Annotated in this window: 14 protein-coding genes; 5 read left to right on the top strand and 9 right to left on the bottom strand. The window is 67.4% G+C overall.

All coding sequences use genetic code 11. From position 1 onward, the window contains the following. The 3 genes from DEU38_RS26015 to DEU38_RS26005 all read left to right on the top strand — a co-directional run. Nucleotides 1-138 (top strand): hypothetical protein (locus DEU38_RS26015; protein ID WP_147283580.1); only part of this gene is annotated, 138 nt, incomplete at its 5' end. Further along, nucleotides 138-914, top strand: coding sequence for a succinate dehydrogenase iron-sulfur subunit (locus tag DEU38_RS26010; RefSeq protein ID WP_114724263.1), 777 nt, complete (start codon nt 138-140; stop codon nt 912-914). The genes DEU38_RS26015 and DEU38_RS26010, both read left to right, overlap by 1 nt. A gap of 183 nt (nt 915-1,097) precedes the next feature. Beyond that, nucleotides 1,098-2,435, top strand: a complete 1,338-nt coding sequence (locus DEU38_RS26005; protein WP_114724262.1) for a D-alanyl-D-alanine carboxypeptidase family protein — start codon at nt 1,098-1,100, stop codon at nt 2,433-2,435. A 7-nt stretch (nt 2,436-2,442) separates the two neighbouring features. On the opposite strand, the gene yhjD is transcribed toward DEU38_RS26005, so the two are convergent. The 9 genes from yhjD to DEU38_RS25960 all read right to left on the bottom strand — a co-directional run bounded on the left by yhjD (nt 2,443) and on the right by DEU38_RS25960 (nt 11,622). After that, a complete protein-coding gene (gene yhjD / locus DEU38_RS26000; RefSeq protein ID WP_114724261.1) occupies nt 2,443-3,468 on the bottom strand; it encodes an inner membrane protein YhjD in 1,026 nt (341 codons plus the stop codon). A gap of 8 nt (nt 3,469-3,476) precedes the next feature. Then, the gene (gene trpS, locus DEU38_RS25995; protein ID WP_114724260.1) at nt 3,477-4,520 is read right to left on the bottom strand and encodes a tryptophan--tRNA ligase; all 1,044 of its coding nucleotides are present in this window, start codon (nt 4,518-4,520) and stop codon (nt 3,477-3,479) included. Between the two features lie 14 nt (nt 4,521-4,534). After that, entirely contained in the window at nt 4,535-4,975 is a 441-nt protein-coding gene (locus DEU38_RS25990; protein ID WP_114724269.1) for a barstar family protein, read from the bottom strand. Nucleotides 4,976-4,991: 16 nt separating this feature from the next. Continuing rightward, nucleotides 4,992-5,513, bottom strand: a complete 522-nt coding sequence (locus DEU38_RS25985) for a ribonuclease domain-containing protein (RefSeq protein ID WP_114724259.1) — start codon at nt 5,511-5,513, stop codon at nt 4,992-4,994. Then, entirely contained in the window at nt 5,513-6,316 is an 804-nt protein-coding gene (locus tag DEU38_RS25980; RefSeq protein ID WP_114724268.1) for an exodeoxyribonuclease III, read from the bottom strand. Before DEU38_RS25980 ends, DEU38_RS25985 begins: the two co-directional genes overlap by 1 nt. A 54-nt stretch (nt 6,317-6,370) precedes the next feature. Continuing rightward, a complete protein-coding gene (locus DEU38_RS25975; protein WP_220181969.1) occupies nt 6,371-8,002 on the bottom strand; it encodes a long-chain fatty acid--CoA ligase in 1,632 nt (543 codons plus the stop codon). 72 nt (nt 8,003-8,074) lie between these two features. Beyond that, on the bottom strand, nt 8,075-9,598 hold the full coding sequence (locus DEU38_RS25970; protein WP_114724257.1) for an NAD(P)/FAD-dependent oxidoreductase: 1,524 nt from the start codon (nt 9,596-9,598) through the stop codon (nt 8,075-8,077). Beyond that, nucleotides 9,595-10,857, bottom strand: coding sequence for a serine hydrolase domain-containing protein (locus DEU38_RS25965; protein ID WP_181818953.1), 1,263 nt, complete (start codon nt 10,855-10,857; stop codon nt 9,595-9,597). Before DEU38_RS25965 ends, DEU38_RS25970 begins: the two co-directional genes overlap by 4 nt. A 36-nt stretch (nt 10,858-10,893) precedes the next feature. After that, nucleotides 10,894-11,622, bottom strand: coding sequence for an SDR family NAD(P)-dependent oxidoreductase (locus DEU38_RS25960; RefSeq protein ID WP_258558169.1), 729 nt, complete (start codon nt 11,620-11,622; stop codon nt 10,894-10,896). A 248-nt stretch (nt 11,623-11,870) separates the two neighbouring features. Here DEU38_RS25960 and DEU38_RS25955 point away from each other — a divergent pair, with 248 nt between their 5' ends. Beyond that, entirely contained in the window at nt 11,871-12,761 is an 891-nt protein-coding gene (locus DEU38_RS25955) for a crotonase/enoyl-CoA hydratase family protein (protein WP_114724254.1), read from the top strand. Next, nucleotides 12,745-13,362: a TetR/AcrR family transcriptional regulator gene (locus DEU38_RS25950; protein ID WP_114724253.1), complete on the top strand. Its 618-nt coding sequence runs from the start codon at nt 12,745-12,747 to the stop codon at nt 13,360-13,362. Before DEU38_RS25955 ends, DEU38_RS25950 begins: the two co-directional genes overlap by 17 nt. The last annotated feature ends 3 nt before the right edge of the window (nt 13,363-13,365 follow it).

Here is a 13,365-nt window from a genome sequence, read left to right as displayed (position 1 = left end):
TACCCGGATCGCAACGACGCCGAGTACATGCAGCACACCATGGCCTACAAGGTGGGCGACGGTCTGCTCTCCGACATCCGTCTCGACTACAAGCCAGTGGTCCAGACCCGCTACGAGCCCATGGAGCGTAAGTACTGATGTCCGCACCTGTCATGGACAAGGACGCACCCGCGCTGCCGCCCGTTCCCGAGGGCGCCGTCATGGTCACCCTCAAGATCGCCCGGTTCAACCCGGAGGACGGCGAAGGCCAGCGCTGGGAGAGCTTCCAGGTCCCCACTCTGCCGACCGATCGTCTGCTGAACCTGCTGCTGTACGTGAAGGGCTACCTGGACGGCACCCTGACGTTCCGTCGCTCCTGCGCGCACGGCGTGTGCGGCAGCGACGCGATGCGGATCAACGGCGTCAACCGTCTGGCCTGCAAGGTCCTGATGCGCGACATGCTGCCCAAGGACGGCTCGCCGATCACGATCACCGTCGAGCCCATCAAGGGTCTGCCGGTGGAGAAGGATCTACTGGTCGACATGGAGCCCTTCTTCGACGCGTTCCGCGCCGTGAAGCCGTTCCTCATGACCTCGGGCAACGAGCCGACCCGCGAGCGCATCCAGTCGCAGGCGGACCGTGCACGCTTCGATGACACCACCAAGTGCATCCTGTGTGCCTGCTGCACCACGTCGTGCCCGGTGTACTGGAGCGACGGCAGCTACTTCGGCCCGGCCGCGATCGTGAACGCGCACCGCTTCATCTTCGACAGCCGTGACGAGGGCGCCGCCGAGCGTCTCGACATCCTGAACGACAAGGAAGGCGTGTGGCGCTGCCGCACCACCTTCAACTGCACCGACGCGTGCCCCCGTGGCATCCAGGTGACGAAGGCCATCCAGGAAGTCAAGCGCGCACTGCTGTTCGCCCGCCAGTGATGTTCCGGTAAGCCACGCACCACCCGTTCTGCGCACTTGCCGCTGTTCCCGACCAGTTCGGGGCAGCGGTGAGTGCGCAGAACGCGTTTGGGGGGGCGCGTAGTGTGTGAAGACGCTGCGACACGCCAGTGACCGGCCTCACAGCGACACGCTGGGTCTACTTCCATACCCTGGACTCTCGTTATGACTGCTCTCGACAAGACTGCGCGACGGCGTCTGCTGCTGACCGCCACAGCCGCCACGCTCGCCTTCGGCGCCGGGGCCGCCCCCGCCGCCGCTCTTCCCGCGGCAGCGCAGCAACCGTTGGCAGCCGACGTGGACCCCTCGCCCACCACCACTCCCCCGTTCAGCACCCCGAGCACCGACAGCTGCCCGCACCGGCAGTCACCACCGCCGGCGATCGATCTGTCCGAGGTGCCGCGCCCCGGCGAGTCGGCGCCCGCTCCCGTCCCGGTGCCGGACGACCCCGTCGGCGGCGACGCGCTCGGCAACTGCGGCATCGTCACTGCCCCGGGCACCCCGCCTCTGCCCGCGGACCTGTCCGCGACCGGCTGGATCCTGTCGGACCTCGACACCGGCCAGGTACTCGCCGCGAAGGACCCGCACGGCCGCTACCGGCCGGCGAGTACGATCAAGATCCTGTTGTCGCTGGTCGCCCTCGACGAACTCGATCTCGACAAGACCGTCGTCGCGGACGCGACCGCTGCCGCTACGGAGGGCAGCTCGGTGGGCCTCGGCGCCGGCGGCACCTACACGAACCACCAGCTGATGCAGGGCCTCGTGATGCGCTCCGGCAACGATGCCGCCCACGCCCTCGCTGCACAGCTCGGGGGCGACGAGGCCACCGTCGCCAAGATGAACGCCAAGGCACAGTCCCTGGGCGCGTTGGACACCCGGACGGCGTCGGTCTCGGGCCTGGACGGTCCCGGCATGTCGACGTCGCCGTACGACCTCGCGCTGTTCTTCCGTGCGGCGATGCAGAACCCGACGTTCGCGCAGCTGATCTCCACCGACGAGGTGATGTTCCCCGGGCACCCGGCAGACCCGACTGTGCCCGACAGCAAGCCGGTCGAGCCCTACCCGATCTACAACGACAACCTGCTGCTCGCCAACTACGCGGGGGCACTCGGCGGCAAGACCGGTTACACCGACGACGCCCGCCAGACGTTCGTGGGCGGCGCCGATCGCGACGGGCGGCGGCTGGCGGTCACGCTGATGGCCGCCGACGTGCTGCCCATCCGTCCGTGGGAGCAGGCCGCACGGCTGCTCGACTACGGCTATGCCCTCGATCCCGACACTTCCGTGGGCGCACTCGTGGATCCGATGTCCGCGACCGACGGCTCGGCGGTGGCCGTCGCGGGACCGGACAGCTCCGACGCCGGCGGTATGGATCTGGCATCCGGATCGGATCTGCCGAACAAGGACGTCGCCGGTCGGGTCGCGGTGGGGATCGTCGGATCGGGCGTGATCATCGGGCTCCTCGGCTGGGCCCGCGCGCTCACCCGCCGCCGGCGCCGCTGAGCGTCGGTCAGTCCCCCCGGCGCTTCCACAGGCCGGCCAGGCCGATGGCGGCGAGCGCGCCGGCGCCGGTGAACGCGAGCGCCTCCTTCACCGTCGGGCCCGCCCGCAGTTGCACGCGCGGGCGGATGACCGCCGAGTCCGGCGGCGGCACGAACGCGTTCTCGAGGTTCTCCCGCGCGGTCGCCGCCCACGCGGTCGCGAAGAGGATCAGGCGCGCGGTGAGATTGCTGAACACGAGCAGGCCGAGGATCGGTCCGAACGCGATACCGGCCGGCCCCTGACTGACAGCCGCCAGATAGAGCGCTCCGACCTGTCGGAAGATCTCGAACACGATCGCGGCGGCGAAGGCGGCCCGGGCGGCGCTGCGCAGCGTCACCGGTTCGCGGGGCAGGCGCGCGATCACCCAGGTCAGCACGGCCCACGTCGCGAGCAGACCGATCACGAGCGACACGATCCGCACCGCCACCCCGACACCGGTGATGTTCTCCGCGCCGAGCCATTCGACGACCTTGCCCGACAGGGGCCCGTTGCTGAGAGCGGACAGTCCGAACGACACGAGCATCGTCAGGCCCAGCCCGAGGAGGGCCGCGAGATCCTTCAACTTGGTGACGATGAAGTTCCCGGACTCGTGGGTGGTCTCCCACATCGCGGTCAGCGCGTCGCGCAGGTTCGCCATCCACCCGAGTCCCGCGTAGGCGGCACCGAGCAGACCGAGCACACCGACACCGGTACGCGCCGAGATGGCCGAGTCGATCAGGGAGTTGACGGTGTCGCCGAGCCCGCCCGGCATGTTCTTGCTGACCTGGTCCTGGATGTCGGTGATCCAGTCGGGATTACCGGCGAGCACGAAGCCCGCGACGGCGAACGCCACCATCAGGATCGGCACGATCGCAAGGATCGTGAAGTACGTGATCCCGGCGGCGTAGTAGTCGCCCTTCTGCTGCTGATAGCGCCCGCCCGCGCGAACGAGGTGATCCAGCCACGGCCGCGCCGCTCGCTGCCTGTCGAGAAAGCTCGGCGCCTCGTCCGTCATGTGCAGATCTACCCCTTACTGGTAAGGAATCCCACCTTCTCATAGACCTGGCCGAGTGTCCGGGCAGCAACTTCACGGGCCCGATCGGCGCCGGCGGCGAGGATCCGATCCAGCTCGGTCCGGTCGGACAGGTACCCGTCGACCTTCGCGCGCAGCGGGGTGACGAAGTCGGCGAGGACCTCGGCGGTGTCGGACTTGAGGTCGCCGTAGCCCTTGCCCTCGTACCCGGCGACCAGATCGTCGATGCTCTTTCCCGACAACGCCGACTGAATGGTGAGCAGGTTGCTCACGCCCGGCTTGTTCGCCTGATCGAAGCGGATCTCGCGCTCGTTGTCGGTGACCGCGGACTTTATCTTCTTGGCCGAGATCTTGGGGTCGTCGAGCAGGTTGATCAGGCCGGCCGGGGTGGGCCCGGACTTGCTCATCTTCGACGTCGGGTCCTGCAGGTCGTAGATCTTCGCGGTGCCCTTGATGATCTGCGGCTCCGGAATCACGAACGTCTTGCCGAAGCGGGTGTTGAAGCGGCCGGCGAGGTCGCGCGCGAGTTCGAGGTGCTGACGCTGGTCCTCGCCCACCGGCACGCGCTGCGGGCGGTAGAGCAGGATGTCGGCGGCCATCAGGACCGGGTACGTGAACAGACCCACGCTCGCGTGGTCACTGCCCTGCCGCGCCGACTTGTCCTTGAACTGCGTCATGCGGCTGGCCTCACCGAAACCGGTGATGCAGTTGAGCACCCACGCCAGCTCGGCGTGCTGCGGCACCTGACTCTGCACGAACAGCGTCGACCGCTCGGGGTCGATGCCCAGGGCCAGCAGCTGCGCGACGGCCCGCAGGGTGCGCATGCGCAGTTCCTTGGGGTCCTGCGGCACGGTGATCGCGTGCATGTCGGGGATGAAGTAGAACGCGTCGAACTCGTCCTGCAGGGGCACCCACTGCTGCAGCGCACCGAGGAAATTGCCGAGGTGGAAGGAGTCGGCGGTCGGCTGGATGCCCGACAGGACGCGAGGCTTCGCGGTCGGAGGGGTCGCGGTGTTCTCTGCAGTGCTCGACATAATCCCCGATACTTTCACGCGTGCGGATCGGCGATGCGAGGGAGGTGCACGCCGACGGCCAGGCATCGGTCGACCACAGCGTCGGCATGGCCGGGCCGCACCTGCAACACGATCGACCCCGGCATATCGCCCACGGCTTCCGCGAACCAGGCCAGCTCCGAGACCTGCTCTCCCAGCAGCGCGTCGGCGTCGAGGACGAACACCACGGGGTCGGGTCCGACGGTGTCGCCGATCTCGCCGAGGCACTCGTCGAACGCGTCCTTGTTGCGGCCGAAGTAGTACGGGAACTGCAGTGCGGCCGCAAACTCGTCGAACAGCGCCGGCACGGTCGACATCCGTCGTCCGCGCACGTGCCGCACCGGACGCCCGGCCGCGCGCAGGTCCTCCTCGATACCCGCCGCCCGGCCCCGATCCGTCACCAGCAGGGACAGTCCGCGCGGGAACCCGGGTGTCATCACAGCGTCCTCGTCATCAGCGCATCCTCACGAATGTTTCGTAATGGTCCGAGGTGTACCACGCGGAGCCGTCGTCACCGGTGATGATGCGTTCGGCGTCGCGACCCCGGCCGCTCTGCTTCCGGTTGACGTCCCACTCCTGGTAGCGGACCTTCTGACCGCTGTCGGACTTGCCGGGCAGCCGGCCCTCGTGATTGCCGAACACCCGCCCGCCCTGCGTGCCGGGCGCGTCGGCGGGCGGCCAGCCGCCGGCGTCGATCGCGGCCAGCGTGGTCCACACGTACTCGGGGACGGCGCTGTTCGCGGCCTTCTTCGCCGGGCTCGTGGTGGCGGTCGGGCTGGTGGTGGTCCTGGTACTGGTGGCAGGGGTGGTCTTGGTGCCGGACGCGGCGACGCTGCTCGTCACCGACGTGACCGAGGCTGCGGCCGGTGCCGTGTCGTCTCCCCCGCTCTGCGTCCCGAGGACGATCGCCACGGCGAGGCCGACGATCGCCACGAGCAGCGCCAGCAGCGAGTTCTTGGGCTTCGGTGACGCCATCAGCGGAACTGGACCGTGACGGGCGCGTGGTCCGACCAGCGCTCGGCGTACGTGGCGGCCCGCTCGACACGGGCCTCCTTCGCCCGCTCCGCCAGGCCCGGCGTAGTCAGGTGGTAGTCGATGCGCCAGCCCGCGTCGGTGTCGAACGCCTTGCCGCGGTACGACCACCACGAGTACGGGCCGTCGACCTCGGGGTGCAGCGTCCGCACGACGTCGACCCAGGCGCCGTCGGTGAGGAGGGCGTCGACCCAGGCGCGCTCGCCCGGCAGGAAACCGGACTTCTTGACGTTGCCCTTCCAGTTCTTGATGTCCCGCTCGGTGTGGGCGATGTTCCAGTCACCGCACACGAGAACCTCGCGTCCCGCCGCGGCGGACGACTCGGCGCTGCGGTTCAGGTGCGCCGCGAACGACGCCATGAAGCGTTCCTTCTGCTCCTGCTTGGGCGTCTCGGCCTCACCGGTGGGCAGATACAGGCTGCCGACGGTCAGGGTGTCGAAGTCGGCCTCGATGTAGCGCCCGGCGTCGGCGAACTCGTCGTCACCGAACCCGATCCGCACGGCGTCGGCGGCGCGACGGGACAGCACCGCGACACCGTTGCGGCCCTTCGCGGACGGCTCCGCGGAGGCGAGGTGCCAGCCGGCATCGAGCGCCGGCGCGAGGGTCTCGTGGAGCTGCTTGTCCGACGCGCGGGTCTCCTGCAGGCACACGACGTCCGCCTGCGAGCCCTCGAGCCACTCGAGCAACCCCTTGCGGGCGGCAGCGCGGACGCCGTTGACATTGACCGTGGTGATGATGTGTGGCACGAGGAGAACGGTAGCCGAGACGCCCGACGAACCGTTCTCCCGCGACAACCGGACCTATGCGGGTGCGTAGAGGTCCTCGATGACGTCCGCGTACTTGTCGTAGACGCTTCTCCGCTTGATCTTCAGGCTCGGCGTCAGTTCGCCGCTCTCCGCGGTCCATTCCGCCCCGAGCACCGCGTAGCGCTTGACCTGTTCCACGCGAGCAAGATCCGTATTGGCCAGTTCGACCGCGCCGTCGAGCTCGGCGATCACCTCGGGGTGGGTGGCGAGGTCGTTCAGGGAATCGAACGCGATGCCACGCGCGGTCGCCCACGCCGCTGCCGTCTCCTGGTCGAGCACGATCAGAGCGACGACGTAGGGCCGACGGTCCCCGTAGGCCAGAGCCTGCCCGACCAACGCGTGCTTGGTCAGTAGCGCCTCGACAGCGACCGGGGCGATGTTCTTCCCACCGGCGGTGATGATCAGATCCTTCTTCCGATCGACGATGTAGAGGTGCCCGTCCTCGTCGAGTCGACCCACGTCGCCGGAGTGCATCCATCCCTCGTCGTCGGTGACCGGGACAACGGATCCGTCGTCCTGGAGGTAGCCGGCGGACACGATCGGACCGCGCACGAGAATCTCACCGTCCTCGTCCAGCTTGATCTCGGTGCCGGGGATCGGGACACCGACCGAACCGAAACGGAAGTCCGTCTCGCTCGTCGAGGTGGCGACACCAGTGGTCTCGGTCATCCCCCATGCCTCGACGATCGCGATGCCCTGCCCCCGGAAATACTCCTGCACGTCCACCGGCAGCGGCGCAGCGGCGCTGCAAGCCCAGGTGACCTGGTCGAGCCCGACGTCCGCGAGCGACGAGCCCGGTCGCGCACGCAGTGCCGCTGCGAGCTTCTCCCAGATCCGGGGGACGCCGAAGACACTGGTCGGGCGCGTCTGACGGAGCACCCCGACCAACTGCCCCGGATCGGGACAGAACGTCACGTAGCCGGCCTTGTGGATGGCCATGTAGACCGACACCATGCGTTCGGCGATGTGCGCCAGCGGCAGGTAGCAGACGCTGCGGAAGTGCTCCGGAGTGGGCGCGGCTGCGTCCCTGGCCTCGGCGTTGGCGATCACGTTGCGGTGAGTCAGCAGCACGCCCTTGGGCACGCCTGTGGTCCCGGAGGTGTAGATCAGCGTGACGGGGTCGTCGGGGGTGATCTCACGCCAAACGGCCTCGAATGCGGTCGGGTCCGCCTCGTCCGTCACGACGTCTGGCCACGCAACGAATCGCGCGTCGTCGACCACGCATGCCTCGGGGTCGAGCACGACCACACGCTCGAGGTCGGGCAGCTGGTCGAGGACGGGCAGCCAACGATCGACCTCGGAGGCGCCTTCGAGCACCGCGACCGTCGCCCCACTGTGCTTGGCCAGGTAAGCGATCTGGGAGGACGGCATCGTGCCGTAGACCGTCGCCGGGAGCGCGCCGAGATGAACAACCGCCTGATCCGTCAGCCAGTGTTCAGGACGGCTGGACATCATGATGGCGACACGATCACCTTTCCGCACACCCAGACGTGACAGCCCCAGCGCGATCCGGGCGATGTTCGCCCGCGTCTCGCTCCAGCTCAGGACGTGTCCGTCGTGGGACAAGGCGGGCATGTCGCCGTACTGCTCGGCGTTGCGGTGGAGTAATTCGGGAATCGTCGACATTGCAGAGCCTTTCTGAGGTGCGGCCGGAGCCCGCTTCGGGTCGGATCGAACGAAATGCATGCAAAGTGCGGTTCAACCGGCCGTGACGGACGGCTGAGCAGATCTGGCGCTCTCGCACCGGAGGTAGTCGGAACGTCGAACGAATCGGGTACGCAGCCAGTACGACAACGTCGACCGCGGCCACAGCAGGGTGTTGCGCCCGGTGACGGGATCCTGGTACCAGCTCTTGCATCCGCCGGCCTGCCACACCGTGGACGAGAGCCTGCCCTGGAGGAACTGGTTGAAGCGGTCCTGGGCGTCTCGCCGTACTTCGATGACGCCGCCTCGACCCGCGAACCGCAGGCACTTGATCATGTACTCGACCTGCGCCTCGATCATGAACACCTGGGAGTTGTGTCCCAGACCGGTGTTCGGGCCGCAGAGCAGGAACAGGTTCGGGAACCCCGACACCGTCGTACCCAGGTACGCCTCCGGCCCGGACGCCCACTCCGCGCCGAGTGGCACGCCGGCGCGCCCGCGGATCGGAACCCGTGTGAGGCTGTTCTGTGCGTCGAAGCCGGTGCCGAAGATGAGGACGTCGGCGTCGTATTCGGTTCCGTCCGTGGCGACCACGGACCGCGCTCGGACCTCCTCGACACCGGCGGTGACGACGTCGACGTGCGGCTTGGCGAGGGCCGGGTAGTAGTCGCTGGAGATGAGCAGACGCTTGCAGCCGATCTCGTAGTCGGGAGTGAGCTTTGCCCTCAGCTCGGGATCGCGGATCTGCTTCGCGAGGTGGGCCGAGGCCAGAGCCTTCGTGGGCCCCATCTTCGAGGAGTCCGAGACGAATCCCTTGGCTCGCTTCTCGTGGATCCAGAACAGGCGCGCGCGTCGATTCCATCGCTTGATCGGATTGCGGCGCATCTCTTCCCGCTCGTCATCGCTGAACGAGCGATTGACCTTGGGGACGATCCACGGGGCGGTCCGCTGGAAGAGTGCGAGCTTGGAGGTTCGGTCGACGATGGCCGGTACGAACTGGATCGCGCTGGCGCCGGTGCCGACGACGGCCACTCGCTTGCCGTTCAGGTCGCATGAATGGTCCCAGTGTGCCGAGTGGAACACCGGGCCCTGGAAGTTCTCGATACCCGGCAGGCTCGGGTACGACGCATGATGCAGAACCCCCATCGCGGACACCAGGAATCGCGCCCGAAATACCGAGCCGTCCTCCGCGCGGACCGTCCACGAGCCGGCCTGGTCGTCCCACTCGGCACCGGTCACCGTCGTACCGAAGCGAATTCGCTCGGTGATCCCGAGTTCCGCGCTGGTGGCCCGGAGATAGTCGAGGATCTCCTGTTGCGGCGCGAAGAGGTGACGCCAGCCCGGGTTCTGCTTGAACGAGAAGGAGTAGAGCGGCGACGGAATGTCGCAGGCGCACCCGGGGTAGGTGTTCTCACGCCACGTGCCGCCCACGTCGTCCGCCTGCTCGAGGACCAGGTAGTCGAGGCCGGCGCGGGAGATCATCGCTGCGGCCGCGAGGCCGGAGAACCCGGCGCCGAGAATGAGTACGTCTGTTCGTGTCGAGTCGCCGGACGTGTCGGCGGAAGTCACGGAGGTCATTGCTGTTCCTGTTCGAATTGCGGCCGCGATCGGACCCGCGCCCGTGGCGGGACAACCTGGCCGAGTGAGCGGTAGATGGCATCGACGAGAACCTGACCGCGCTGGTTGAGCAGCGGTCCTGGGCCCAGCTTGTTCATGGTGTAGCCGACTGTGAGCCCGAACTCGGGGTCTGCGAATCCGATCGAGCCACCCGAGCCGCAGTGGCCGAATGCGTGGTGTCCGATGCGCATGCTGTGGCCGTCGCCGAACTGTGCGCCGTCGCCCATGGACAGCATGAACCCGCCCCGGAACCGGGTCGGCATCAACAACGTCGCGTCGAAGCCGTCGGACGCCGATGCTCCCGGCACACGAGCCGATTCGCGACCACTGAGAGCCGCTGCGAGCGTGCGATTCCGAAGGATTCTCGCGTACAGCTGCGCGAGTCCCCTCCCGTTCGTGACACCGTTCGCTGCGGGGATCTCCGCTGCGCGTCCGGCGCGGGTGTTCACCCCGGTACGAGCCCAGTTTCCCGAGTTGAACAGGAAAAGGTTCGGGATCGAGCCACGCTGTCGGAGGGCCGCCTCGAGAAACGGTGTGGCGGTGGACTCCCCGGCGATACCGTCTGCGATCGGGGCAACGCGCGGCTCGATCTCCTCCGGCAGTCCGATCCAGAAGTCGAGTCCGTACGGTCGGGCGATCTCCGATGCGAAGAACCCGCCGACGGACGAGCCGGTGACGCGACGAACGACCTCACCGAGCACGTGACCGAACGTCACCGGGTGGTATCCGTGCTGGTCCCCGGGGCACCAGAACGGATCCTGGGCCGCGATGTGGCCGACCATGTACTCCCAGTCTTCGAGCGCGTTCGGCCGAAGCGACGCGCTGAGCACCGGTATGCCGGCCGAATGGTCGAGGAGCATTCCTATCGTGATGTCGCTCTTGCCGTTCGCAGCGAACTGCGGCCATACCTGCGCCACCGGCATGTCCTGACGAAGCTCGCCGGCCTGTTCCAGGAGGTGGATGCACAGTGCCACCGCGGCCTTCGTGCACGAGAACACGACACCGACCGTGTCCGATTCCCATCGGCGTCCTGTGTCAGGGTCGGCGACACCACCCCACAGGTCCACGACCGGCGTGCCGTCGACGAGGACGCACAGCGATGCACCCACTTCGCCGCGGTCAGCGAAGTTCCGTTCGAACTCCTCCGCCACCGCAGTGAAGGCCGGGGCGGCCACGCCGCTCACCGGTCCCGCTGTGCCGGCTCGATCGCAGTTCTTCAATGCGGCAGCTCCTTTCACGAGGGCGGGTGTGCCGGGTCAGCGGTAGAGGCCTTCGGTATTGATCCCCGCTCCCCCGTCGACCCGCAGTGACTGGCCGGTGATGGCGCCGGCCCCGGACGACATCAGGAACAACACCGACGCCACCACCTCGTCCACCTCGACCAGGCGCTTCATCGCGACGTTCCGCAGTACCCGATCACGGGTGTCCTCCGACATCGAGAGAACCTTGGGGGTCGCAACAAGTCCGGGGACGATCGCGTTGACCCGGATACCGGAGTCGGCCCATTCGGCCGCAAGCGTGCGGACCAACCCGAGCACTCCAGCCTTGGCCGCCCCGTACGACACCTGACCGGGCAATCCGTCCAGGGCCCCCGTCGAGGAGAAGAGGACCAGATTCGCACGGTCACTCTCGGCCAGGGCCGAGTAGGCGGCCTGCGCCGTCCAGAACTGGGACAACAAGTTCGATTCGATGTCCCGACGGAAGGTACTCGGAGAGAAAGACTTCGCGCGGTGGACGGTTGCAACGCTTGCGGCGGCGCCGATCAGACAGTCCAACCCTCCGAGGAGCGATACCGCTCGTTCGACGGCACCCGCCGCGGCCGACTCGTCCGCGAGATCGGCTCCCAGGAGCGGGATCGCAGCGAGGTCGGCCGGCAATACCGTTCCCGGACGGTCGATTCCGACAACCGCACATCCGAGTTCGGCAAGGGAAGCAATCAGCGCGGCTCCGATGCCTCCGGCGGCGCCCGTGACCACCACCCTCATCCCGGAACTCGGGGCCACACGGGGACTGACTGTCGACAACTCCATGGCGGACTACCGCCTCTCTATCTACACAGACCGACTGGAATACGTTTGAAACCAACATCATTGGGTCGATCAATCGATCGACCACTCGAGTGCGCATCAAGTTACCCACGTCACTCGGCGTCCGTCAATGGGTCGACGGAGGGGTAGACAACCGCGCCGAACCGAAGCTAAAGTGAATTCACTTTACTAATGGAAGGTGGAACATGTACCAGACCCTGATCTACTCCGTCGCAGGTCCCGTAGCCACTATCACGTTCAACCGTCCGGATCGGCTGAACACCATCGTCCCGCCGATGCCCGACGAATTGCAGGACGCCATGACGAAGGCGAACCGGGATCCGGAGGTCAAGGTGGTCGTACTCCGCGGTGCCGGCCGATCATTCTGTGCGGGATACGATTTCAGTGGCGGATTCCGCCACTGGGACGACCAGCTGACGACCGACGGCAAGTGGGACGCCGGCAAGGACTTCGTGATGGCGACCGCACAGTCGGAGTCCCCCACCCAGAAGTTCATGAGCATCTGGCGCAGCCCGAAGCCGGTGATCGCCCAGATCCACGGTTGGTGCGTCGGCGGCGGTAGCGAGATGGCGCTCGGCGCCGACATCATCATCGCCTCCGAGGATGCCCGGATCGGTACCCCGTACGCGCGAATGTGGGGCTGCCACCTGTCCGGCATGTGGATCTACCGTCTCGGGCTGGCGAAGGCCAAGGAGTACGCTCTGACCGGCAAACCTGTCTCGGGCGTGGAGGCAGCGGAGATCGGACTCATCAACAAGGCGGTGCCGTTTGCGGAACTCGAATCCGAGGTTGCACGGCTGGCAGAGCAGCTCGCCAGCATCCCGGTCTCTCAGCTCTCCGCGATGAAGCTCATCGTCAACCAGGCCTACGAGAACATGGGCCTGGCCAGCACCCAGATGCTGGGACCGATCCTCGATGGCCTGATGCGCAACACCCCTGAGGCGCTGGAGTTCATCGAACTCGCCGAGACCCAGGGCGTCGGCGCCGTCACCACCCTGCGGGACACGCCGTTCGGCGACTACAGCACCGCACCCAAGGAAGAGCAGCCGGACCCGAACAATGTCATCATCGCCTGACAGAAGCACCTCCCCCGCACTGACGGCCCGAGGCGGAGCCACTCGACAGAGGCTCATCGAGGCCGCCCGCGCGGAACTGCTGGAGACGGGCGGAACCCTGGAGGTGGCGAAGGTCGCGACCCGCGCCGAGGCATCTCCAGGGTTGCTCTACCGATACTTCGGCGCAAAGGACGGCTTGGTCGCGGCGGTTGTGCACGAGTTCTACGACTCCTACGACACGGCAGTCTTCGCCATCGCGGTGTCTCCGGAACTCGGCTGGACCGAGCGTGAGCGCCTACGCCTGTCCCGGGAGATCGATTTCCTGTGCGAGGACCCTCTCGCGCCGATCATCGTGGGCAGGCGCCTGCGGGAGCCCTCCGCCGCACAGGCCGACGCGGAACGGCTCGCCGCGCAGATCGACATGGCCGCTCGCAACGTCGCGCACGCGCAACGCAGCGGTGAGGTCGATCCCGCGGTCGACGCACGACTCGTCTCGGCCGCATTCCTCGGAGCGTTTCGTGAACTCATGGCCGAGGCGATGAGCCGCGACGTCACTCCCTCACGTCAGGACTTGCTGGACACCATCTGGCGACTCGGCGCCAGCATCATCCCCAGCGCCTGATTA

This window comes from Rhodococcus sp. AG1013, assembly GCF_003350365.1.
In the GTDB taxonomy this organism is placed as follows: Bacteria; Actinomycetota; Actinomycetes; order Mycobacteriales; family Mycobacteriaceae; genus Prescottella.
The sequence above is the reverse complement of the archived record's forward strand: the minus strand, read 5'-3'. Positions and strand labels throughout refer to the sequence as shown.